At 60.1% G+C, this 22,358-nt stretch carries 20 protein-coding genes and 2 tRNA genes; 11 read left to right on the top strand and 11 right to left on the bottom strand.

Translation table 11 applies throughout. From position 1 onward, the window contains the following. Positions 1-33: 33 nt before the first annotated feature. From BVG79_RS05230 to iscR, 7 genes are read right to left on the bottom strand one after another with little or no spacing between them, the layout of a single operon-like run. Entirely contained in the window at positions 34-1,251 is a 1,218-nt protein-coding gene (locus BVG79_RS05230) for a cysteine desulfurase (RefSeq protein WP_085785954.1), read from the bottom strand. Continuing rightward, positions 1,251-2,525 carry a SufB/SufD family protein gene (locus BVG79_RS05225; protein ID WP_085785953.1) on the bottom strand — a complete coding sequence of 425 codons (1,275 nt, stop codon included), beginning with the start codon at positions 2,523-2,525 and terminating at the stop codon, positions 1,251-1,253. Before BVG79_RS05225 ends, BVG79_RS05230 begins: the two co-directional genes overlap by 1 nt. 1 nt (position 2,526) lies before the next feature. After that, positions 2,527-3,282: a Fe-S cluster assembly ATPase SufC gene (sufC, locus tag BVG79_RS05220; protein ID WP_085785952.1), complete on the bottom strand. Its 756-nt coding sequence runs from the start codon at positions 3,280-3,282 to the stop codon at positions 2,527-2,529. Positions 3,283-3,336: 54 nt separating this feature from the next. After that, positions 3,337-4,110, bottom strand: a complete 774-nt coding sequence (locus tag BVG79_RS05215; RefSeq protein ID WP_085785951.1) for an FkbM family methyltransferase — start codon at positions 4,108-4,110, stop codon at positions 3,337-3,339. Further along, positions 4,110-5,612, bottom strand: coding sequence for a Fe-S cluster assembly protein SufB (sufB, locus tag BVG79_RS05210; RefSeq protein ID WP_085785950.1), 1,503 nt, complete (start codon positions 5,610-5,612; stop codon positions 4,110-4,112). Before sufB ends, BVG79_RS05215 begins: the two co-directional genes overlap by 1 nt. A 31-nt stretch (positions 5,613-5,643) precedes the next feature. Continuing rightward, positions 5,644-6,687 (bottom strand): cysteine desulfurase family protein, encoded by a 1,044-nt coding sequence (locus BVG79_RS05205; protein WP_085785949.1) that lies wholly within the window; start codon positions 6,685-6,687, stop codon positions 5,644-5,646. Beyond that, the gene (iscR, locus tag BVG79_RS05200; RefSeq protein ID WP_085785948.1) at positions 6,687-7,142 is read right to left on the bottom strand and encodes a Fe-S cluster assembly transcriptional regulator IscR; all 456 of its coding nucleotides are present in this window, start codon (positions 7,140-7,142) and stop codon (positions 6,687-6,689) included. Before iscR ends, BVG79_RS05205 begins: the two co-directional genes overlap by 1 nt. Positions 7,143-7,398: 256 nt before the next feature. On the opposite strand from iscR, the gene BVG79_RS05195 reads away from it, so the two are divergent. From BVG79_RS05195 to typA, 6 genes are all read left to right on the top strand, one after another. After that, the gene (locus tag BVG79_RS05195) at positions 7,399-8,052 is read left to right on the top strand and encodes an alpha/beta hydrolase (RefSeq protein ID WP_085785947.1); all 654 of its coding nucleotides are present in this window, start codon (positions 7,399-7,401) and stop codon (positions 8,050-8,052) included. Then, positions 8,052-8,657 (top strand): HD domain-containing protein, encoded by a 606-nt coding sequence (locus BVG79_RS05190; protein WP_085785946.1) that lies wholly within the window; start codon positions 8,052-8,054, stop codon positions 8,655-8,657. The genes BVG79_RS05195 and BVG79_RS05190 overlap by 1 nt, the downstream gene beginning before the upstream one ends. A gap of 97 nt (positions 8,658-8,754) precedes the next feature. Next, entirely contained in the window at positions 8,755-9,969 is a 1,215-nt protein-coding gene (locus tag BVG79_RS05185; RefSeq protein WP_085785945.1) for an NADP-dependent isocitrate dehydrogenase, read from the top strand. 124 nt (positions 9,970-10,093) lie between these two features. After that, on the top strand, positions 10,094-10,702 hold the full coding sequence (locus BVG79_RS05180) for a YitT family protein (protein WP_085787263.1): 609 nt from the start codon (positions 10,094-10,096) through the stop codon (positions 10,700-10,702). Positions 10,703-10,787: 85 nt separating this feature from the next. Further along, positions 10,788-11,381, top strand: a complete 594-nt coding sequence (locus BVG79_RS05175; RefSeq protein WP_085787262.1) for a YitT family protein — start codon at positions 10,788-10,790, stop codon at positions 11,379-11,381. Between the two features lie 145 nt (positions 11,382-11,526). Continuing rightward, positions 11,527-13,344, top strand: coding sequence for a translational GTPase TypA (gene typA, locus BVG79_RS05170; RefSeq protein WP_085785944.1), 1,818 nt, complete (start codon positions 11,527-11,529; stop codon positions 13,342-13,344). An 80-nt stretch (positions 13,345-13,424) separates the two neighbouring features. Here the strand turns inward: typA and BVG79_RS05165 are convergent, their stop codons facing one another. The 3 genes from BVG79_RS05165 to recA form a co-directional block, all read right to left on the bottom strand. Next, complete coding sequence (locus BVG79_RS05165) at positions 13,425-13,715, bottom strand: DUF1330 domain-containing protein (protein WP_085785943.1); 291 nt, start codon at positions 13,713-13,715, stop codon at positions 13,425-13,427. Positions 13,716-13,719: 4 nt separating this feature from the next. Further along, positions 13,720-16,380, bottom strand: a complete 2,661-nt coding sequence (gene alaS / locus BVG79_RS05160) for an alanine--tRNA ligase (protein WP_085787261.1) — start codon at positions 16,378-16,380, stop codon at positions 13,720-13,722. Between the two features lie 138 nt (positions 16,381-16,518). Then, positions 16,519-17,607, bottom strand: coding sequence for a recombinase RecA (gene recA / locus BVG79_RS05155; protein ID WP_085785942.1), 1,089 nt, complete (start codon positions 17,605-17,607; stop codon positions 16,519-16,521). Positions 17,608-17,793: 186 nt separating this feature from the next. Here recA and BVG79_RS05150 point away from each other — a divergent pair, with 186 nt between their 5' ends. Further along, entirely contained in the window at positions 17,794-18,387 is a 594-nt protein-coding gene (locus tag BVG79_RS05150; RefSeq protein WP_085785941.1) for a sulfotransferase family 2 domain-containing protein, read from the top strand. A gap of 6 nt (positions 18,388-18,393) precedes the next feature. On the opposite strand, the gene BVG79_RS05145 is transcribed toward BVG79_RS05150, so the two are convergent. Next, entirely contained in the window at positions 18,394-19,698 is a 1,305-nt protein-coding gene (locus BVG79_RS05145; RefSeq protein ID WP_085785940.1) for an ATP-binding protein, read from the bottom strand. A 161-nt stretch (positions 19,699-19,859) separates the two neighbouring features. Between BVG79_RS05145 and BVG79_RS05140 the strand changes: the two genes are divergently transcribed. From BVG79_RS05140 to BVG79_RS13460, 4 genes are all read left to right on the top strand, one after another. Further along, positions 19,860-19,934, top strand: a tRNA-Asn gene (locus BVG79_RS05140). Positions 19,935-20,001: 67 nt separating this feature from the next. Continuing rightward, positions 20,002-20,076, top strand: a tRNA-Asn gene (locus BVG79_RS05135). A 133-nt stretch (positions 20,077-20,209) separates the two neighbouring features. Then, entirely contained in the window at positions 20,210-22,018 is a 1,809-nt protein-coding gene (locus tag BVG79_RS05130; protein ID WP_085785939.1) for a DUF6538 domain-containing protein, read from the top strand. A 25-nt stretch (positions 22,019-22,043) separates the two neighbouring features. After that, entirely contained in the window at positions 22,044-22,277 is a 234-nt protein-coding gene (locus tag BVG79_RS13460; RefSeq protein WP_157115624.1) for a hypothetical protein, read from the top strand. The last annotated feature ends 81 nt before the right edge of the window (positions 22,278-22,358 follow it).

The following is a 22,358-nucleotide window of genomic DNA, read 5'->3' as shown; positions in this document are numbered from 1 at the left end:
CGCCATGGGCTGCAACCAATCAATCGCTTACCCTTACGCAAACAAATCCCGGCATAAGTGAAGGGCATCGACCAGCGCATCAACCTCGGCGCGGGTATTATAGAGGGCGAAGGACGCGCGGCAGGTTGCGGTCAGGCCATAGCTATTCAGCAGCGGCTGCGCGCAATGGGTCCCTGCGCGCACGGCGATACCCCGTTTGTCCAAAACCGTCGATACATCATGGGGATGCGCGCCATCCATCGTCAGCGAAAAGATCGCGGCTTTGCCTGGCGCGTTGCCTTGCAGGCGGATGAAATCCAACGCCCCTAGCCGCTCGGCGGCGTATTCGGCCAGATCGGCCTCGTGCGCGACGACGTTCGCCATCCCGAGGCCCATTAGATACTCCAGCGCCACGCCCAGGCCGATGGTTTGCACGATGCCGGGGGTGCCGGCCTCGAACCTCATCGGAGGGGCCGCGTAGGTGACTGTGTCGCGCGTGACCGTGTCAATCATATCCCCGCCACCCAAGAAAGGCCGCATTTCGGCCTGACGATCGGGGTGGATGTAGATTGCGCCGGACCCCGAGGGGCCATACAGTTTGTGACCCGTGATGGCGTAGAAATCGACGCCCAAATCCTGCACGTCGACCGGCATGTGGACGGCACCTTGGCTGCCATCAACCAACACCGGAACGCCTTTGGCATGCGCGCCTGCGGCTATGGCTTTGACATCGACAATGGTGCCCAACACGTTCGAGCACTGCGTGATGGCGATCAGCTTGGTGCGCGGGCCGATGGCGTCGATCACAGCTTGCGGGTCAATCGCGCCGGCGGCGTCAGTTTCGACCCATTTGATCGCGACGCCCTGCCGTTCGCGCAGAAAATGCCACGGCACGATATTGGCGTGATGTTCGGCGATGGACAGAATGATCTCGTCCCCCGCCACCATCCGCGGCATCGCCCAGCCATAAGCGACCAGATTGATCGCCTCGGTCGAGCCCGAGGCGAAGACGATATCATCGGCCCGCGGCGCATTTAAAAAGCGCGCGATGATACCCCGCGTGCCTTCGTACTTTTCAGTCGCGATATTAGAAAGGGTGTGCAAGCCACGGTGAACGTTAGCATATTCGTTCGTGTAGGCATTTGTCACCGCATCGATGACAACCTGCGGCTTTTGCGCCGATGCCCCGTTGTCCAGATAGACCAATGGCCGACCGTTCACTTGCCGCGCGAGGATGGGAAAATCCCCGCGCACCTTTTCTACATCATACATCAGCGCTTCAACCAATCCGTCAGCAACTTGCGCAGATCTTCGGCCAGATCCTCGGCGGCGATTTCGTCCAAAGCCTCGGCCAAGAAGGCCAGCACCAGCAGATCAACCGCTTGCGTATGCGGCACCCCGCGCGAGCGCAGGTAGAACAGCGCGGTATCGTCGATCGCCCCCGATGTCGACCCGTGCGAGCAAGCGACGTCATCGGCGTAGATTTCCAGCTCGGGCTTGGCGAGGAAATTGGCATCCTCGTCCAGCAGCAGCGACTGGCTGATCTGGTAACCGTCCGTCTTCTGCGCGTCGGGTTTGACCAGAATTTTGCCTTGGAATACGCCCGTGGCCGCATTGCGCAGCACCTTTTTGAAGACCTGACGGCTTTCACAATTCACCGCGTCATGCGTGATGAATACGGTATCGTCATGCAGGAAATCACGCCCTTCGCCCACCGCGACACCTGCAACATGCGCCGAGGCGTCATCGCCGCTCATCTCGAGCACACATTCGTTGCGGGTGAACCGACCATCGACAGACAGGGTGAAGCTTTTGAAAAGCGCTTCGGCCCCCAGATGCGCGAACATATGCGTCGCCAACTGGCGGTCAGCGGTGCGGCCTTGCGTACGGATATGGTGGAATGCGGCGCGATCCGCGATCTCGACCTCGGTCACGCTATTGAAACGCGCGGCACCCGTGCCGACTTCCAAAAGCGTCACACTGGCGCCTTCCTCGACCAAAACCAAATGGTGCACGAAGGCATCCGACTGCGCATCGCCCTGCCGATAGACCACTTTGATCGGTTGATCGACAATACCAGTGACCCGCAGCACCAAACCACCATAGGCAAAAGCGGTGTTGAGCGCCGCAAAGGGGCGCTGCACCGGGACCTGCCCTTTTGCCTCAAGTTTGCCGTACAAGTCCTTGGCCCAGTGCCCATCTTCGGCCAGCGCGGCAGCAAGGGTGGAAACCTCAACTCCTTCTATTTCCGGCAGATCGGACAAACCGGTGTCGAGGACACCATCAACGAAGGTTACCGTGAACGCATCACGGGCCGCGAAGGCGTCGTCTTCAGTCGCAGGCTGCACCGACGCGGGCGCGACGGCGTTCAAGCCTTCGGGGTTCGAATAACGCCAGTATTCGTCGCGGCGCACCGGCAGCCCCATCGTTTCCAGTCGCGCGACAGCCTCGGCCCGGGCGGTATCGGCCCATGCAGCGCCCTTGGGCAAAACGAGTGCGGCCAAACGGGCGGCGGTCGCGTCGGCCTTGATCTTCGGCAGACCCATCTTATTCCACCCCTGCCAGCAAATCGCCGTAGCCGTTGTTTTCAACTTCCAGCGCCAGTTCGGGGCCACCCGTTTTCACAATGCGGCCATTGGCCATAATATGCACGACATCGGGTTTAATGTGATCCAACAGGCGCTGATAGTGCGTAATCACCACGAACGACCGCTCGGGCGAGCGCAGGGCATTTACGCCCTCGGCAACCAGTTTCATGGCGTCGACGTCAAGGCCCGAGTCCGTCTCGTCAAGGATGCAGAGCTTCGGCTCGAGCATCGCCATCTGGAGGATTTCGTTACGCTTTTTTTCGCCGCCCGAAAAACCCACATTGACCGGACGCTTCAGCATATCGGCGTCGATCTTCAGATCGGCGGCGCGCTGGCGGACGATTTTCAGGAAGTCGGCGGCGGACAGCTCGTCCTCGCCGCGGGTTTTGCGCTGCGCGTTCAGCGCGGTGCGCAAGAAGGTGAGGTTGCCGACGCCGGGAATTTCGACCGGGTATTGGAACGCCAGAAAGACACCGGCGGCGGCGCGCTCTTCAGGCTCCATCGCCAGCAGATCTTCGCCGTCGAATTCGACCTCGCCCGCGGTCACTTCATAGCCGTCGCGCCCGGCCAAAACGTAGGACGTCGTCGACTTGCCCGAGCCGTTCGGCCCCATGATGGCGTGAACTTCGCCGGGTTTGACGACCAGATCGACCCCTTTCAGGATCGCCTTGTCTTCCTCTTCCAGCTTCACATGCAGGTTTTTGATCGTCAGCATATTCTATTCCATTTGGTCGGACCCGCGCGAACGGTGCTGCGGGCGGGTTTCGTTTCAGCCGTTCGGCTGCAAAAGGTAGTTCGAGGCATCGCGCGATACGCGCCATTCCTCAATTGGTTCGTAATTGTGGTGCGTGTACCAGTCCGTCAACTGCGGGATATTGCTGTCCTGCACCTCGACCATCACCAGCGGGCGGCAGCGGCTTATCAGGTCAGACAGACCCGAAAGCACTTTAATTTCCATGCCTTCCGTGTCGATCTTTACAAAGTGGAACAGATCATCGGCAAACAGCGCGTCGCCTTGGCGCACGACCAGCTGCCCGTCACCTTTGCGCATGGGCGTTGCACCCAAGTTGCGCAAATGCCTGTCCATCGTAAAGCCCGCCTCGTCATGATCGGACAGGCCGATCCCCAAGTAAGATAGGTCGACCTTGCCCAGCAGGCCGTTCACCACAACGTTGGCCATCAAAGGCGCAATCGCCAGAGGGTTCGGCTCGATCACCACAACGCGGCGCGCATTGGTTTGGGTGGCGAAATACAGCGCGTGGTTGCCGATATTGCTGCCCACGTCCAGAATATCTGCCCCTGCCGGCAGCAGCTTGGTGACATGCCGCAGCGCCTCGGCCTCGTAAAAACGGCCATTGCGCAGGGCGCGCTGGATCGGGTCATGGTCGTAGTTCAGGCAAAAAGTCAGCCCGCCCCAACGCGCCAGCTCGAACGGGGGGAAACGCACGGGGTCGCCCTTGGCCAGCGCACGCAGCGCGGCCAAAAAGTCGAAATACGCCGTGCCTTCCCCCGTCGGGGTGGCGGTTTGCAGCGGGCCTTCCATCAGCCGACCGAACCTTCCAGGCTGATCGCGACCAGCGCTTGGGCTTCCATCGCGAATTCCATCGGCAGCGCCTGCAGCACGTCCTTGACGAAGCCGTTGACGATAACCGCGACCGCCTGTTCCTCGTCCATCCCGCGCGAGCGGCAGTAGAACATCTGGTCGTCGTCCACCTTGCTGGTCGTCGCCTCATGCTCGACCCGCGAAGAATTGTTGCGCACTTCGATGTAAGGCACCGTGTGGGCACCGCATTTATCGCCGATCAGCAAGCTGTCGCACTGGGTGTAGTTGCGGCTGTTTTGCGCCTTGGGGTGCATCGAAACAAGGCCGCGATAGGTATTTTGCGCCTTGCCCGCCGAAATCCCCTTCGAGACGATGCGCGACTTGGTGTTTTTGCCCAAGTGGATCATCTTTGTGCCGGTGTCGGCCTGCTGGGCGTTGTTCGCAATGGCGATCGAGTAAAACTCGCCTTGGCTGTCATCGCCGCGCAGGATGCACGAGGGGTATTTCCACGTGATGGCCGAGCCGGTTTCAACCTGCGTCCACATCACCTTGGCACGATCGCCGCGGCAGTCGGCGCGCTTGGTCACGAAGTTGTAGATCCCGCCCTTGCCTTCGGCGTCACCGGGGAACCAGTTTTGCACGGTCGAGTATTTGACCTCGGCGTCTTCCTCGATGACGATTTCGACCACGGCGGCATGCAGTTGCGCAATATCGCGCTGCGGCGCGGTGCAGCCCTCAAGGTAGCTGACGTAGCTGCCTTTGTCGGCGATGATCAGCGTGCGCTCAAACTGACCTGTGTTCTCGGCATTGATGCGGAAATAGGTCGACAGCTCCATCGGGCAGCGGACGCCAGGCGGGATGTAGACGAACGATCCATCGGAAAAGACGGCCGAGTTCAGCGTGGCGTAGAAGTTGTCCGACGCGGGCACGACCGAGCCGAGGTATTTCTTGACCAGTTCGGGATGCTCGCGGATGGCTTCCGAGATCGAGCAGAAAATCACGCCCGCTTTGGCCAGCTCGTCCTTGAAGGTCGTCCCGACCGAAACCGAGTCGAACACCGCATCAACCGCGACCTTGCGCGGGGCTTCTGCCCCCTCAACGCCAGCCAGCAGCATCTGTTCCTTCAGCGGAATACCCAGCTTTTCATAGGTCGCCAACAGCTTCGGGTCGACCTCGTCCAAGCTTTTGGGCTTTACGGCCATGCTTTTGGGGCGGGCGTAGTAATACTGGTCCTGAAAGTCGATCTCCGGCAGAGTCAGCATCGGCCACGTCGGGCTTTCCATCTTCTGCCAGCGGGCAAAGGCCTGCAGACGCAGATCCAGCATCCACTCAGGCTCGCCGTTGTTTTTCGAGATCAGCCGGACGATGTCTTCATTCAGACCTTTGGGCGCGTAGTCGGTCTCGATCTCGGTTTCCCAACCGTGTTTGTATGCACCGGAAAGCTGCGCGACGGCGGCAACAGTTGCCTCGTCCACGCCTTCCTTTACCTGTAGGTCTTCCATTGCGTCGTCCTTTTTCAATTCCCCGCGCCCCTCATGCCGCCTTCTGACGATGTTTGGCGCTTTTCGCAATCCAAGCTTCGGCAAAGCGCAAAACTTGCTCGCGTGTCGTTTCCAATCCCAGCGAGACGCGCATGACCGAAGCCGCCGCGTCCGCATCGTATCCCATGGCGCGCAGCACTTTGCTGGCGCGCACCTTGCCCGATGAACAGGCCGACCCTGCAGATATGGCAAAGCCCGCCAGATCCATTGCCATAACCTGTGTCTCGCCCTTCCAGCCGGGGGTGATCAGGCTGGTGGTGTTGGGCAAACGCACCGCGTCTTTGCCCGCGACGCTGGTGATGTCGCTGCCAGCCAAAATCGCGTCTTCCAGCAAATCGCGCAGGGCCGCAACCTCGTCCCAGCGGCCAGCGGCCAGATCATCCGCAGCGGCGGCAGCGGCGGCGCCGAATGCAGCGATCCCGACGATATTTTCGGTTCCCGAACGGCGCCCCATCTCTTGCCCGCCGCCCAGCATTTGCGCGGTAACATCGGTGCCCTGCGGGATAATCAGGGCGCCGACGCCCTTCAATCCGCCCAGCTTGTGGGCCGAGACGATAGCAGCTTTGGCCCCCGACCATTCAAATGCAAAAGGCACGCGGCCGAAGCCCTGCGTTGCATCAACAGCGGCCAACCCCTGCGGCAGGCGCTGTACGACGCCCGTTTCGGAATTGGCCAGTTGCAGCACGCTTTCGCCTGCGTTTTCAATGGCAACACGGCCCGCATTGTCGACCGGCAGGTCGCCGCTCGTCCACGCCAGCACTGCTTCATGCTCGATCGCGGCGGATCGCAAACCACGCCCCGCCATGGTCAGCGCCGCAGCTTCGGTCGCGCCCGAGGTGAACACGATATCGGCGTTCATCGCGCCGATGGCTTCGGCGATCTGCTGACGCGCCTTTTCCAGAATGCTCTTGGCGGCCCGCCCCTCGCTATGCACTGAGGACGGGTTGCCGATGGCATCCATCGCGGCCATTGCGGCAAGGCGTGCCTCGGGGCGCAGGGGCGCAGTGGCATTATGGTCGAGGTAGATGCGGCTCATCAGTCGACAATCTCGAAGAGTGACGGAACAGCAGGGCACGGGGCCAAGCGGTTTTTCACAATATCCGACAGCTTGGTCTGGTGCAGGAAGACGTAGACTTGTGCCGAAAGCCCCTCCCACAGGCGGTTGGTCAGCGACTGCGCGCGCGAGCCTGAAATGCCACCCGAGGCACCTGCCCCTTTGTGCATCGCGCTCACGGTCTCGTCCACCGCCCCCAAGATCTCGGCGACAGAGATATCCTCCATCGCGCGGGCCAGTTTATAGCCGCCGCCCGGACCACGGGCGGATTCCACCAGATCCGCGCGGCGCAGCTTCACGAAAAGCTGCTCTAGGTACGGCAGCGAAATGTCCTGCCGCTTGGAAATCTCGCCCAAGTTGACCAGCGTGCCATCGGGCTGCAAAGCCAGATCCACCAGCGCCACCATGGCGTAACGTCCTTTTGTCGATAGTTTCATGACTTGCGTCCAACCGCTGAAATGACCACATCCATTGACCTTGGGGTGGCGCCTCATTACTTGAGGCACAACCGCCCGCCTTGCCGAAGTGGCTGTAACAGTAGGGTTTGCGCCATGACACATTCGATGTATCAGCACATACCCACTGGCCCTGATGGTGCTGCCGGGTCAAGCGGATTTTGAATCATTCTAAGATGCCTGTGCATTCCCGTCAAGAATGGCAGGCCCAATGCGAAGATATAAACAAGGGGTAACGATGCCTGAAGTGATTTTTCCCGGACCCGAAGGCCGTATCGAGGGGCGCTACCACCCCCAAAAGGACCGGGATGCACCGATCGCAATCGTTCTGCATCCGCATCCGCAATTTGGCGGCACCATGAACAACCGCGTGGTCTATAATCTGCACTATGCGTTCTATAACATGGGCTTCACGGTGCTGCGCTTCAACTTCCGCGGCGTGGGGCGCAGCCAAGGCGAGTACGACCAAGGCATTGGCGAGCTGTCAGATGCCGCCGCCGCGCTGGATTACCTGCAGTCGATGAACACCAACGCCAAGCACTGCTGGGTCGCGGGCTTCAGCTTTGGCGCATGGATCGGGATGCAACTGCTGATGCGCCGCCCCGAAATCACCGGCTTCGTCTCGGTCGCGCCGCCTGCGAACCTGTATGACTTCAGCTTCCTTGCGCCCTGCCCGGCCTCGGGGCTGATTATCAACGGCGCGGCCGACCGCGTGGCCCCGCCTGCCGATACATCGGCACTGGTGCGCAAGCTGCACGAGCAAAAAGGCATCACCATCACGCATGAAGTTGTGGAAGGTGCTGGTCACTTCTTTGACGACCCCTACATGGACACGATGGTCGGGTCGGTGCAGGGCTACGTCAAGCGCCGCTTGACCGAAGGCACCCGCTAATGGCGCCGGTAGACCGGCTGGGCCAGCAACTTGCATTCCTGCGTGAGGTCGAGAAGCTGAAGTCGGTCTACCGCTCGACCCCCTTGGCCGACGGGTCGCGCAAGGAAAACTCGGGCGAACATAGCTGGACGCTGGCGCTCTATGCGCTGGTGTTGGCCGATCAGGCGGGGCCGGATGTCGATGTCGCCAAGGCCGTCCGTATGCTGCTGATCCATGATTTGGTGGAAATCGACGTGGGTGATGTGCCCCTGCACAGCCAGAACGGGCTGGCGCACGGCGCCGCCGATATTGTGCTGGCCGAGGCCGCTGCCGCTAAGCGCATTTTCGGCCTGCTGCCCCCCGATCTGGCGCAAGAGATGCTGGAGACCTGGCATGAGTTCGAGGACGCCCAGACCCCGACCGCCCGCTACGCCAAGTCGCTCGACCGTGTGCAGCCGCCGGTGCTGAACATGCTGGGCGATGGTGGATCGTGGTTGGAATATGATGTCACGCTGGAACAGATCGACACCCGCATCGCACCCAAGGTCGCGCTGACGCTGCCGAACGTGTGGCAACGCGTGCGCGCCGAGATCGCCCAATGGTTCAGCGCCCACGGGCGAATTTAGTCACTTTCGGTCGGTATACGACCGTATACCATCTTCACAGCTCCTCTTGCCGATGTTAGACTGAAGCCAGCCGAGCATTTTCAGCCAAGAGGGGCAAATGACTAAAATCAAGGTAGAAAACCCTGTCGTCGAACTCGACGGTGACGAGATGACCCGGATCATCTGGGATTTCATCAAGCAAAAGTTGATCCTGCCCTATCTGGACGTCGACCTGAAATATTACGACCTCGGGATCGAATATCGCGATGCGACCGATGATCAGGTGACCATCGACGCCGCCAATGCGATCAAGCAATATGGCGTTGGCGTGAAATGTGCCACCATCACCCCCGACGAGGCCCGCGTCGAAGAATTCGGCCTGAAGAAGATGTGGAAGTCGCCCAACGGCACCATCCGCAACATCTTGGGCGGCGTGATCTTCCGCCAGCCGATCATTTGTTCGAACGTGCCGCGCCTTGTGCCGGGCTGGACGCAGCCCATCGTGGTCGGCCGCCATGCCTTTGGCGACCAATATCGCGCGACCGACTTCCGCTTCCCCGGCAAGGGCAAGCTGACGATGAAATTCGTCGGCGACGACGGCACGGTGCTGGAATACGACGTATTCGACGCCCCCGCCGCTGGTGTGGCGATGGGGATGTACAACCTCGACCAGTCGATCATCGACTTTGCCCGCGCGTCGATGAACTACGGCCTCAGCCTTGGCTGGCCTGTGTACCTGTCGACCAAAAACACCATCCTGAAGGCCTATGACGGGCGCTTCAAGGATCTGTTCCAGAAGGTGTTCGAGGAAGAGTTCGAAGAAAAGTTTAAGAAAGCCGGCATCACGTACGAGCACCGCCTGATCGACGACATGGTCGCCAGCGCGATGAAGTGGTCGGGCGGTTACGTCTGGGCGTGCAAGAACTACGACGGTGACGTGCAATCCGATACCGTCGCGCAAGGCTTTGGCAGCCTAGGCCTGATGACCAGCGTTCTGATGACCCCCGATGGCAAGACCGTCGAGGCCGAGGCCGCCCACGGCACCGTGACCCGCCACTACCGCGAGCATCAGAAGGGCAAGGAAACCTCGACCAACTCGATCGCGTCGATCTACGCTTGGACGGGCGGCCTGAAGCATCGTGCCAAGCTGGACGACAACGCACAGCTGCTGCGCTTCGCCGAGACGTTGGAGCGTGTGACCGTGCAGACCGTCGAAGACGGCTTTATGACCAAAGATCTGGCGCTGCTGGTCGGCCCTGACCAAAAATGGCTTTCCACCATGGGTTATCTGGAAAAAGTCGACGAATACCTGAACAAGGCCCTCGTCGGTTAAAAAATGGACAGATCCAAAGGGCCGGTCGTTTGACCGGCCCTTTTGTGTTCGCCCGCCTGTGCCAGGGCTTGCATCTGGCGCACGGCTGCGATGAATGGCCGACATCACCATCACAGGGCCAACCATGTCAAACCAATCCGATCAGCACCACACCTTGTTCGACGACGCACAGGGGCTGGCCTTCGGCACCGTAATGGCCGCGTTCGGCATGGTGATCTTGACGTCGCTGGGGTTTGTCACCGGGCAGATGGCAGGGCTGGCCGTGCTGATTTCCTATGTCAGCGGCTGGTCGTTCGGGGCGGTGTTCTTTCTGATCAACATCCCCTTCTACTGGATCGGCTACAAACGCATGGGCCTGCGTTTTATGGTTAAAACCTTCATCGCGGTCACGGTGATGTCGATCCTCAGCTATCTGATCCGCGATTGGGTCAGTTTTGACAGCTTCAATCCGCTATTCGGTGCTGTGATATATGGCTGCATATCAGGCTCGGCGTTGCTGGCGCTGTTCCGCCATGGCGCAAGCCTAGGCGGCATCGGCATTCTGGCAGTCTATTTGCAAGAGCGCACCCGCCTGCGCGCAGGCCAGATCCAGATGGCCTTTGACGCGGTTCTATTTGCGATTGCACTGATGATCCTGCCCTTGCCGATCGTCCTTTACAGTTTCGTCGGTGCTGTCGTTTTGAACTTCGTTATCGCCGTAAACCACCGCCGCGACCGGTATGTAGGCTTTTGACTAGGTAAGCATTACTGACTATATTGACGGCCAACCCGATTGTGCTTAACTGGGCGCAAAACCGCGCGACCTGGGGATGCCGCATATGCGCCAGTACACTTTAATCGAAGATTTTCAGGGCCTTACCATTGGATCCATTGCGACCGCGGCAGGGATGTTCCTGCTGCGCAGCGCAGGGCTGATCACGGGTGGCACGGCGGGGCTGGCGCTGCTGGTCAGCTACCTCAGCAGCTGGTCGTTCGGTGCGGTGTTTTTCTGGGTAAACGTGCCCTTTTACATCTTCGCGATCTTCAAAAAAGGCTGGGTCTTTACGATCAAGGGGTTCGTCAGCGTGACCGCCGTGTCCCTGATGGTGACCTTCGCACAGCCCTACATCAGCATCACGGCGATCAATCCCTTGCTGGCGGCGGTTGTCTTCGGCATTGTGGCGGGCCTTGGTATTTTGGGGCTGTTTCGCCATGGATCAAGCATTGGTGGCACCAGCATGATCGGGCTGGTCATTCAGGAAAAATGGGGCATTCAGGCGGGCTGGGTGCAAATGGCCATCGACGGTGTGCTGTTCGGCGTCGCGCTGTTTTTGCTACCAGTGCCGCAGGTGATCTATTCGTTCATCGGCACAGCAATCCTGTCGCTAGTTTTAGCCCTCAACCACCGCAAGGATTGGTACATCGCAGGCTGAGGCCCGTCACAAGACGGTCACAGACTGCCGCAATCATAGTAAAAAGCCACATAGCGGGGCGACCTGTCGCCGCGCCGGTGCATTTCTTCTGGTGTTTTGCGCGCCCGCGCGGTATGCGCCGGACAATTCCTGAAAAGAGAGACCCATGGACATTCGCAATATCGCGATTATCGCGCACGTTGACCACGGCAAGACAACTCTTGTTGACGAACTGCTGAAACAATCGGGCGCATTCCGCGAAAACCAAGCTGTCGCTGAACGCGCAATGGACAGCAACGACATCGAGCGTGAGCGCGGCATCACCATCTTGGCCAAATGTACATCGGTCGAATGGCACGGCACGCGCATCAACATCGTCGACACCCCCGGACACGCGGACTTCGGCGGCGAAGTTGAGCGTATCCTGAGCATGGTTGACGGCGTATGTCTGCTGGTCGACGCGGCCGAAGGCCCGATGCCACAAACCAAATTCGTGACCTCGAAGGCACTGGCCTTGGGCCTGCGCCCGATCGTTGTCGTGAACAAAGTCGACAAGCCCGATGGCGACCCCGACAATGCACTGAACCAAGTGTTCGACCTGTTCGCCGCGCTTGACGCGACCGACGAGCAACTGGACTTCCCCGTTGTCTACGCATCCGGCCGCAGCGGCTGGGCAGACATGACGCTGGACGGCCCGCGCAAAGACCTGTCCGCCCTGTTCGACCTGATCGTCAAGCACGTCGAGCCGCCCAAGCAAATCGCCCGCCGCGAAGAGCCCTTCCAGATGCTGGCTACCACGCTGTCGACTGACCCGTTCATCGGCCGCATCCTGACCGGCCGTGTCGAGGCTGGCACGCTGCGCGCTGGCGACACACTGAAGGCCCTGACCCGCACCGGCGAGCGTATCGAACAGTTCCGCGTCAGTAAGATCCTTGCTTTCCGTGGCCTGTCGCAACAGCCGATCGACGTTGCCGAAGCTGGTGACATCGTAACCGTTGCAGGCATGACCAAAGCGACCGTGGCTGACACGCTGTGCGATCTGTCGGTTGACACGCCGATTGCAGCCCAACCGATCGACCCGCCGACCATCTCGGTCACTTTCGGCATCAACGACAGCCCGCTGGCTGGCCGCGAAGGCAAGAAAGTCCAATCGCGCGTCATCCGCGAGCGTCTGATGAAGGAAGCGGAAGTCAACGTCGCGATCCAGATCAAAGACACCCCCGGCGGTGAAGCGTTCGAAGTGTTCGGCCGTGGCGAGCTGCAGATGGGCGTTCTGATCGAAAACATGCGCCGCGAAGGGTTCGAGCTGTCGATCTCGCGTCCGCAGGTTGTTCTGAAAGAAGAAGGCGGCGTCCGCATCGAGCCGATCGAAGAAGTCGTGATCGACGTGGATGACGAATACACCGGCGCGGTTGTCGAGAAGCTGACCGGCGTGCGCAAAGGTGATCTGGTCGAAATGCGTCCCGCAGGTGCTGGCAAGACCCGCATCATCGCACACGTTCCCTCGCGCGGCCTGATCGGGTACCAAGGCGAATTCCTGACCGACACGCGCGGCTCGGGCGTTTTGAACCGCATTTTCCACAGCTGGGCCCCCTATAAGGGTGCGATCCAAGGGCGTCGCCAAGGCGTTCTGATCTCGATGGAAGACGGCGCCGCTGTGGCTTATGCCCTGTGGAACCTGGAAGATCGCGGTAAGATGTTCGTCTCGCCGCAAGAGCCTGTCTACCAAGGCATGATCATCGGCGAGCATTCGCGCGAGAACGACCTGGAAGTGAACCCGCTGAAGGGCAAGAAGCTGACGAACGTGCGCGCTTCGGGCACCGACGAAGCTGTTCGCCTGACGCCGCCCACCATCATGTCGCTGGAACAAGCCATTGCCTACATCGACAACGATGAGCTGGTGGAAGTGACGCCTGTCGCGATCCGTCTGCGCAAGCGCTTCCTTGACCCGAACGAGCGTAAGCGTAACGCCAAGTCTGCCTAAGACAAGGCCCCGAAGGAAACTCCGGGGCTTTTACTTTGATGCATCTATGAAAAACGCCGCCCGTAATGGGCGGCGTTTTCTTATTCCAGTTCTTCGACGATGATGATGTCGCGTTCCGCGCTGCCATCGACATAGGCCAGTGCGGCCTGATAGGCGGGGGAATTATAGCAATCCCGCGCAGCATCCATCGAGGGGAAGCGGGTCACGACATTCCGCGCGCGGCCCTGCCCCTCAAGCACCTCGTAAGCACCGCCGCGTGTCAGGAATTTGCCGCCAAACTCGGCGATTGCGGCAGGGGCGAGACGTGCGTATTCGGCATAACGTTCGGCATCTGTCACGTCGATGCGCGCAATCCACAAAGCTGACGGCATGGTTTTATCCTTTGATCAGGGCCTCGGCAGCGGCAAAAGCGGCCTCGGCGTTTTCTGCAGATGGTGCACCACCTTGGGCGAGGTCAGCACGACCGCCGCCACCCTTGCCACCCAACGCACCAACAGCGGCACGCAGAACCTCGACGGCGGAAACCTTGTCGGTCAGATCGGCGGTCACGCCCGCGGCGACGGCGGCTTTACCGTCGACCTCGGCGATCAGCAGCACAACGCCTGAACCAAGTTCAGCCTTGAAGCTGTCAACCAACGCGGGCAAATCTTTACCAGTCACACCCGTCAACAGTTGCGCCTGCAGCGCAATGCCATTGACATCGCGCACGGATGTTTCGGCCTTGCTGCCGCCCGACATCGCCAAATCGCGGCGCAGTTGCGCAACTTCGTTCGCAAGTGCCTTGCGTTCGTCAACCAGCGCACGGACGCGATCAACCACATCAGCTGTGCTGGTTTTCAGCGTCGCAGCAACAGATTGCAGGGCTGCTTCTTGTGCGGTCAAGTGGTCGAGTGCGGCTTGGCCGGTCAGCCCTTCGACGCGGCGAACACCGGCAGAGGACGCCGAATCCGACAGCAGAACAAACGCGCCAATTTCGCCGGTGCGGGTCACATGCGTGCCGCCGCACAGCTCCAGCGAATAGGTGTTTTTATCGACACCCTTGCCCGAACCCGTCTGTTGCCCCATCGAAACCACGCGCACTTCGTCGCCGTATTTCTCGCCAAACAGGGCTTGGGCACCCAGATCACGCGCCTCATCCGGCGTCATGATGCGGGTTTCAACTGCCGAATTCTGGCGGATGAACGCATTTACATCGGCCTGAATTTTGCTGATTTCAGCAGGCGTCAGCGCCTTGGAATGGCTGAAGTCGAACCGCAGGCGATCGGGTGCATTCAGCGAACCGCGCTGCGCAACGTGATCGCCCAGCGTTTCGCGCAGGGCTTCGTTCACAAGGTGCGTGGCCGAGTGGTTCGCCGCGATTTGCGCACGCCGCGCCGCATCAACCGTCAGCACCGCGCCTTGGCCGCGGGCAATGCTACCCTCGCGGACGACGCCGATATGCGCGAACGCGCCAGCGTGCTTTTTGGTGTCGGTGACCTCGATCAGGCCCGTGTCGGTGCGCAGAATACCCGCGTCGCCCACTTGGCCGCCCGACTCCGCGTAGAACGGCGTTTGGTTCAGGACGACCTGAACTTCGCTGCCCACCTCGGCCTTCTCGACCAATGTGCCGGTCCCGCCGATGATTGCGGTGACCTGCCCTTCGGCTGTCAGCGTGTCATAGCCCAAAAACTCGGTCGGGCCGTTCTTTTCGACCAGATCAAACCAGACGCTGGCGTCGGCTTGTTCGCCCGAACCGGCCCAAGCCGCGCGGGCCTTGGCCTTTTGTTCTTCCATGGCGGCATCAAAACCGGCGGTGTCGACTTTGCGGTTTTTCTCGCGCAGGGCGTCTTGCGTCAGATCCAGCGGGAAGCCGTAGGTGTCGTACAGCTTGAATGCGGTCGCGCCCGGCAGGTCGGCGTCGCCCGGCAGATGTGCCAGTTCGTCATCCAGCAGGCGCAGGCCGCGATCCAGCGTTTGCTTGAAACGGGTTTCTTCGGTGCGCAGCGTTTCCTCGATCAAGGCTTGAGCACGGCCAAGTTCGGGGTAAGCGGCGCCCATTTCGCGCACCAGCGCGGGGACCAGACGGTACATGACCGGGTCTTTGGCACCCAGCATATGCGCGTGGCGCATCGCGCGGCGCATAATGCGGCGCAGCACATACCCGCGCCCTTCGTTCGAGGGCATCACGCCATCGGCGATTAGGAAGCTGGTCGAGCGCAGGTGGTCGGCGATCACACGGTGGTGGACCTTGCCGGGGCCGTCAGGGTCGTTCGACGTGGCATGGGCCGAAGCCTCGATCAGCGCGCGCATCAGGTCGGTATCGTAGTTGTCATGCTTGCCTTGCAGCAGCGCGCCAATACGTTCCAACCCCATGCCAGTATCGATCGAGGGCTTGGGCAGGCCCGCACGGGTGCCGTCCTCGAACTGTTCGAACTGCATGAACACGAGGTTCCAGATCTCGATAAAACGGTCGCCGTCTTCATCGGGCGATCCGGGCGGGCCGCCGGCAATGTGGTCGCCGTGGTCGTAGAAAATCTCGGTACAGGGGCCGCAGGGGCCGGTCGGGCCCATCATCCAGAAGTTGTCGTTCGTCGGGATGCGGATGATGCGATCATCAGACAGACCCGCAACCTTCTTCCAGATATTCGCAGCTTCGTCGTCTGTATGGTAAACAGTGACCAGCAGGCGGTCTTTGTTGATCCCGAAATCCTTGGTCAGCAGTTCCCATGCAAAGGGGATCGCGCTTTCCTTGAAATAGTCGCCGAAGCTGAAGTTCCCCAGCATTTCAAAGAACGTGTGGTGGCGCGCGGTGTAGCCGACGTTATCAAGGTCGTTGTGCTTGCCACCGGCACGCACGCATTTCTGCGCGGTGGTCGCACGCGAGTAGTCACCGGTTTCAACGCCGGTAAAGCGGTTTTTGAACTGCACCATCCCCGAGTTCGTGAACATCAGCGTCGGGTCGTTGCGCGGCACAAGCGGCGAGGACGGCACAATCGTATGACCATTGCGGGCATAGAAGTTCAAGAAGGTCGAGCGGATATCGGCAAGGCTGGTCATGGCGTCCCAATTGTCCTTATCTGTAATTGCATCCCGCATACCGCCAGCACGTCATCGCGTAAAGTGGCATCGCGCGGGGGCAAATGCAAAAAGGCCCCGACCAACAGGGTGGTCGGGGCCTGATTGCGGGTAAAACCCTTAGTCCAGCAGCGGGTCGTTCCCGTCGCCCGTGTCGTCATCTGCGGCCGGTGCAAAAGCCAGATCAAGGCCGTTCATCGCGCGGATCTTGCCTTCGATCTCGGCCGAGATGGCGGGGTTGTCGCGCAAGAACTGCTTGGCGTTCTCGCGCCCCTGCCCGATCCGCTGGTCGCCATACGAGAACCACGAGCCCGACTTCTCGACCACGCCAGCTTTCACGCCAAGGTCGATGATCTCGCCCATTTTTGAGATACCCTCGCCGTACATGATGTCGAATTCGACCTGCTTGAAGGGCGGTGCCACCTTGTTCTTCACCACCTTCACGCGGGTCGTATTGCCGACGACTTCGTCGCGATCCTTGATCGAACCGGTGCGGCGAATGTCCAAACGGACCGAGGAGTAGAACTTCAGCGCGTTGCCGCCTGTTGTCGTTTCAGGGCTGCCGAACATGACGCCGATTTTCATCCGGATCTGGTTGATGAAAATCACCATGCAGTTCGACCGCGCGATCGACCCCGTCAGCTTGCGCATCGCTTGGCTCATCAGGCGGGCGTGCACGCCAACGCTGCTGTCGCCCATGTCGCCTTCGATTTCCGATTTCGGCGTCAGCGCCGCCACCGAGTCGACGACAACAAGGCTGACCGCGCCCGAGCGCACCAGCGTATCGACGATTTCCAGCGCCTGCTCGCCCGTGTCGGGCTGCGAAATCAGCAGTTCATCCAGATTGACGCCCAGCTTTTTCGCATAGCCCGGATCCAGCGCATGTTCGGCATCGACAAAGGCGCAAACGCCGCCTTTTTTCTGCTCTTCCGCCACCACATGCAGCGTCAGCGTGGTCTTCCCCGAGCTTTCCGGCCCGAAGATTTCGACGATGCGCCCCTTGGGCAGGCCGCCGATCCCCAGCGCGATATCCAGACCGAGCGAACCGGTCGAGGTCGCCTCGATCTCGGGCAAGGCATTGCTGCCGCCCAGTTTCATAATCGCACCCTTGCCGAACTGACGTTCGATCTGTGCCAGCGCGCTATCAAGCGCCTTTTGCTTGTCGGAAGCTTTTTTATCCATCATCGAGATCAGATCTGCCGTTGCCATTGTCGTCACCCTTATCCCATAGCCATTGCCACGCGGCAATCGGCAGTTTGTTCACTATATGTTCATGTATTCGGCGTATTCTGGGAACAAATCAAGTAAAATCGTACCGCAAGCTTTCCGTCACATTGGTTAAGGGATAGTTTACAAGAACATGCGATCGCTGCGCGGAAGACGAACGGAGAATTTATGCTTGTATTCTGGCAAGAACGTCTGGTGATGCTGGCCGTTCCCAAGACAGGAACAACCTCGCTCGAGGAAGCCCTGGCCCCCCGTGCCGGGTTGGTGCTTCGCCACCCCACTTCGATTAAACATATGGTATTGCAGCGCTATCAACGCACGATCCGGCCCATGCTGGAGAACGCGGGTGGCACAGATTTCGAAACACTCACCGTCGTGCGCGAGCCGGTGTCGTGGCTGTCCAGCTGGTACCGGTATCGTCACCGCGATGCGCTGGTCGGGCACCCCAATTCGACCCGCGGCGTCAGCTTCGATTATTTTGTCACCGAATACCTGAAGCCCAAACCTGCAGCCTATGCTTCGGTAGGTCAGCAGGCGCGCTATGTGTTCAACAGCGCGGGCGAGCGGAAGGCGACCCACCTGTTCCGCTATGAAAACCAGCCGCGTCTGGTCAAGTTTCTGGAAAAGCGCTTGCGCACCAAAATCGACCTGCCGCGCGTCAATGTCTCGCCCGAGCTGCCGACGATCCTGTCGCCCGACGTCGAGGCGGAGCTGCGCGCCGCCCGCCCACTGGAGTTCGCCGCTTGGGACTTGGCCGGCTAAAGCCGCTCAACGTGCGATGACAATCTCGGCGCGCAGGCCGCCCAAGGCCTCGCTTTGCGACAAGCGCAGCTGCCCCCCGTGGCTGCGCGCCACATCAGCCACAATCGCCAACCCCAGCCCGACGCCCGACCCCTTGTCCTGATTGCGGGCGGGGTCAAGACGGACAAACGGACGCGTCGCCTCCTCGCGCAGCGCGGCGGGAATACCGGGGCCGTCATCCTCGACGATAATGCGCAGGTTCCGCTCGCCAAGTTGCGCGGCAACCGTGACATGCGTGCCGTAACGCTGCGCATTGGCGATCAGGTTATCCAGCGCGCGCCGTATGGAATCGGGGCGCAGTTGCATCATCCCCTTGCCTTCCGATTGCAGCAGCGTGACTGGCCCGACCCGCTGCGCCTTGGCCACCGTATCACCCACCAGCGCGATGGGATCGACGTATTCCAGCTCGGCCTCGGCATCTGATCGCGTGAAGTCGAGGAAAGCATCCAGCATGTGCTCCATCTCCTCGACGTCGCCCAGCATGTCGGGGGCATCGGGATCATCGCTGATCGACAGCGCCAGCTTCAGCCGTGTCAGCGGGGTGCGCAAATCGTGACTGACACCAGACAGCATCAGCGTTCGCTGCTGGACTTGCCGCTCGATCCGGTTGCGCATTTCGGCGAAAGCCGCGCCTGCCGCCCGCACCTCAGTCGCGCCCGAGGGGCGATACGGGATCACCCGCCCCTTGCCGTATTCGATCGACGCCTCGGCCAACCGCTTGATCGGCCGCAACTGGTTGCGCAAGAAAACATAGGAAACGAAGGTCAGCAGCACACTGAGAACGCCAATCAGCACCAGCAATTGGTGTGCATTCGTCGCCGCGATCCGGCGCCGTTCAAAGCTGATGACAAACGGGCCGGCCGCGGTGTCGATCGACACGAAAACACGTCGGGGGTCAGACAGGTCGATCCGCCGGATCGGCAAATCACCCGCCCGCAACGTGCTGATCAGCGCCCGCCCCGACACATCCTCGAACGCGAGGGTATCGGTGTTGCCGACTTCGCGATCCGGCGCCTCGATGCGAAAATGCAGTGCGCGCGCCACCGTCTGCGCCTCGGCCAGCGAGGTGTCGCCCCCCACCTCCAGAAACGACACCAGATAATCGAGGTCGATCATCAGGTATTCGGCCATCTGCTGCGTCACCTGTTCGAAGTGCCGTTGGATAAAAACCAGCGCGATCGTGCCCTGCAGTGTTAGAATTGGCACCAGCAAGATCAGCGCCGCACGCGCATACAGACTGCGCGGCATATAGCTTTTCAAAAATCCCAGCATTTACACCCCCATCGCGCCTACCAGGAATCTGATCGATCTGCGCCCAAAAGGAAAGGCCGCCGCCAGCTTATCGTTTCAGATTGAGTGACTTAAAGTCACAAAAATTTTTCGGCTTTCACATCTAGACGCCACCAAACAGCATGGCTATACACACCGCATGTTCCGACGTAGCTCAGCGGTAGAGCAGTTGACTGTTAATCAATTGGTCGTAGGTTCGATCCCTACCGTCGGAGCCATAATCCAAGCAGTCTTTGACTGATATGCGGTAATGGCGTAGTGGAAGTTCCACAGCACATGGCACATTCCGGCGTAGCTCAGCGGTAGAGCAGTTGACTGTTAATCAATTGGTCGTAGGTTCGATCCCTACCGCCGGAGCCATTTTCATCTAAGTGATTGAAAATGCAGAGTTAAAGGCGAACATCTTGCTGCGGCGGATGTGTATGTCACACAAGTGACAGGCCTTGGCGCAAAATAGAAGTTCAGAAAGCGTCGCCCTATCTTTGGGACAGACATGGGACTTCAGAACCATACCTTCCGACGCGGCGCGAGCTATGTTTGGCGCAAACGCGTGCCCTCCTACGCGGGCAGCGGCATCATCCAAATCAGTCTTGGCACGAATACCCCATTGATCGCGCGCCGTCTTGCGATGATCCTGAGTGCAGAGAGCTGCAAGGTATTCGACGAGATGGCATCACAAGGGCTGACCAAGGACGAGGCGCGCCAGATTCTGGCGGATGTCATCAGAGCCGAGACCGATCAGATCCACAAACGCGCCATGAAGGCGCATTTGAACAAGGATCCGTTTCTTGCAGATGTGCTGGACGATTTCGAAGTCGCCCGCGCGCGGGCCTATCGCCTCTTGGATGAGCATGGGGTTTCCGCACTGAACATTCGCCCCGAAGATCTTCTGACTCTGAACCGCGAAGGCATGTCTGACATGGGACTTGCCATGGTGATGGACGCGCTGGAGCGAGAAAGCTCGATCTTCACCGAGGATCTTAAACATGCCAAGGGAAGTGTGCCCTACCAATGGATTTGCGGCATGCTGGGGCGCGACAGCCTCACTCTGGAGGAGTTCAACGAGGGGCGGCGATTGATCTTTCGCGGTGTCAGCGCCGCCGTCAAAGCGCGTATCGACAGCAAGGGCGATCTACAGGCTGAAAGCTTGGCGATAGCAAAGGAATTGCTAGCAACTACAGTGCCAAAGCCCACCATGCCCAAAGATGTGGTCGCAAACGTTGCGCCGCCCGCGCCTTCCAGGCCGCACGAACCCAAAATCAGTTACGACCCTGACTTCGACTACGACCCCGCCTTACCTGCCCTTGTCAGCCGTTTTTTGGCCGACAAAAAGCGTCAAGGCATGTCCGAGCAAATGTTGGGACAAATGGAGAAGGTCTACGCCCTGTTCAGCGAGGCCACGGATGTCAACGACATCCGCCTACTGAAGCAGGCTCATCTGGCGAAGTTCGTCGATCTGATGCGGCGATTGCCCGCGACCTATCGCAAATCGCCGAAAGATCGGGACAAGCCTCTGGCGCGCATTATTCGCGATGCACCTGCAGGCGCTTCGACGCTGTCGGCTACGACGATCAACCGCAACCTCGATTACCTCGGACAGTTGCTGAAGAAAGCGCATTCCGAGGGGTTCGACAATGTCGCACCGCTGCAGACGAACGGCCTGCGGGAACGCAAGACCATTCGCGAGCGCGACGAACGTCCCGCCTTTACTGCCGACGATGTGCAGCAGCTATTCAAGCACCCAGTCTGGCAAGGGGCAAAGAACAAGAAGGACTGGCAGGAACCCGGCGATATGATCCAGCGTGGTGGGCTTTACTGGCTGCCACTGATTGCCGCCCTCTCCGGCGCAAAGCGCGAGGATATCGCTGCATTGAAGGCAAAGGACATCGAAGTGGTAGACAGCATCCCTGCCCTGCACATTCGCCCGAACGCCAATCGCGGCCTCAAGACGCTAGCATCGACGCGCCAGATCCCGCTGCATCCGCAGCTGGTCGAGCTGGGCCTGACCGAGCACGCTGCGGCACAGATCACCGCGCGCGACCTCGAGGCAGACCTGTTCCCCGACCTTGCCAAGGCGAACATCAAGTTCGGCGCAGCCATCAATCACCGCTTCCGTGCGCTGGTCTCGCACCAGTTGGGCGACGGATCTAAAGGCAAGGTCTTCCACAGCTTCCGCCACTACGTGGCAACACACTCGGCCAACTCGACGGTATTGCCGAGCAGACCCGCAAGGATATCCTCGGCCATACGGGCACTGGCATTACCGCCGAGCGTTACAGCGAGACGACGCCGCTTGATGTGAAGCACACCGCGATCAGCCGTCTGCCGTGGCTGACTTTGAAGACTTAAGCCTGCGCATTGGTCGAACCATCTGCGAGCGCTGGGCCGAATATCACGTCCGAAGCAGGATAGAGACAAAGAAGAAGATGCGCCTTGAAGCGCGCGGCAAGCGCATTGCATCATCAGCCCCCCAACGTCAAACCGCCGAAATCCACGTCCGCGTCGCACTCATGAACCGATTCAATGCGCGCAGCACCGCGGTGCTCGAACGCGCGGCATAAAACTATCGGGGAAAAAGGAACGCTCGCTCACACGCTGACTTTTGCAGCAACGCCCGATGTAGCTTACGAAAGGGTCGCGCA

Origin of the sequence: Ketogulonicigenium robustum (assembly GCF_002117445.1) — a bacterium.
Lineage (GTDB): Bacteria > Pseudomonadota > Alphaproteobacteria > Rhodobacterales > Rhodobacteraceae > Ketogulonicigenium > Ketogulonicigenium robustum.
The sequence above is the reverse complement of the archived record's forward strand: the minus strand, read 5'-3'. Positions and strand labels throughout refer to the sequence as shown.

What these genes read in the sequence shown, in the direction of transcription:
- sufB (WP_085785950.1), bottom strand. Translation starts at nt 5,612, where the DNA reads ATGGAAGACCTACAGGTAAAGGAAGGCGTGGACGAGGCAACTGTTGCC.
- BVG79_RS05175 (WP_085787262.1), top strand. Translation starts at nt 10,788, where the DNA reads ATGCGCCAGTACACTTTAATCGAAGATTTTCAGGGCCTTACCATTGGA.
- BVG79_RS05130 (WP_085785939.1), top strand. Translation starts at nt 20,210, where the DNA reads ATGGGACTTCAGAACCATACCTTCCGACGCGGCGCGAGCTATGTTTGG.
- BVG79_RS05145 (WP_085785940.1), bottom strand. Translation starts at nt 19,698, where the DNA reads ATGCTGGGATTTTTGAAAAGCTATATGCCGCGCAGTCTGTATGCGCGT.
- BVG79_RS05195 (WP_085785947.1), top strand. Translation starts at nt 7,399, where the DNA reads ATGCCTGAAGTGATTTTTCCCGGACCCGAAGGCCGTATCGAGGGGCGC.
- BVG79_RS05165 (WP_085785943.1), bottom strand. Translation starts at nt 13,715, where the DNA reads ATGCCGTCAGCTTTGTGGATTGCGCGCATCGACGTGACAGATGCCGAA.
- BVG79_RS05150 (WP_085785941.1), top strand. Translation starts at nt 17,794, where the DNA reads ATGCTTGTATTCTGGCAAGAACGTCTGGTGATGCTGGCCGTTCCCAAG.
- BVG79_RS05225 (WP_085785953.1), bottom strand. Translation starts at nt 2,525, where the DNA reads ATGGGTCTGCCGAAGATCAAGGCCGACGCGACCGCCGCCCGTTTGGCC.
- alaS (WP_085787261.1), bottom strand. Translation starts at nt 16,380, where the DNA reads ATGACCAGCCTTGCCGATATCCGCTCGACCTTCTTGAACTTCTATGCC.
- BVG79_RS05230 (WP_085785954.1), bottom strand. Translation starts at nt 1,251, where the DNA reads ATGTATGATGTAGAAAAGGTGCGCGGGGATTTTCCCATCCTCGCGCGG.
- sufC (WP_085785952.1), bottom strand. Translation starts at nt 3,282, where the DNA reads ATGCTGACGATCAAAAACCTGCATGTGAAGCTGGAAGAGGAAGACAAG.
- iscR (WP_085785948.1), bottom strand. Translation starts at nt 7,142, where the DNA reads ATGAAACTATCGACAAAAGGACGTTACGCCATGGTGGCGCTGGTGGAT.
- BVG79_RS05190 (WP_085785946.1), top strand. Translation starts at nt 8,052, where the DNA reads ATGGCGCCGGTAGACCGGCTGGGCCAGCAACTTGCATTCCTGCGTGAG.
- BVG79_RS05185 (WP_085785945.1), top strand. Translation starts at nt 8,755, where the DNA reads ATGACTAAAATCAAGGTAGAAAACCCTGTCGTCGAACTCGACGGTGAC.
- typA (WP_085785944.1), top strand. Translation starts at nt 11,527, where the DNA reads ATGGACATTCGCAATATCGCGATTATCGCGCACGTTGACCACGGCAAG.
- BVG79_RS05205 (WP_085785949.1), bottom strand. Translation starts at nt 6,687, where the DNA reads ATGAGCCGCATCTACCTCGACCATAATGCCACTGCGCCCCTGCGCCCC.
- BVG79_RS05215 (WP_085785951.1), bottom strand. Translation starts at nt 4,110, where the DNA reads ATGGAAGGCCCGCTGCAAACCGCCACCCCGACGGGGGAAGGCACGGCG.
- recA (WP_085785942.1), bottom strand. Translation starts at nt 17,607, where the DNA reads ATGGCAACGGCAGATCTGATCTCGATGATGGATAAAAAAGCTTCCGAC.
- BVG79_RS05180 (WP_085787263.1), top strand. Translation starts at nt 10,094, where the DNA reads ATGTCAAACCAATCCGATCAGCACCACACCTTGTTCGACGACGCACAG.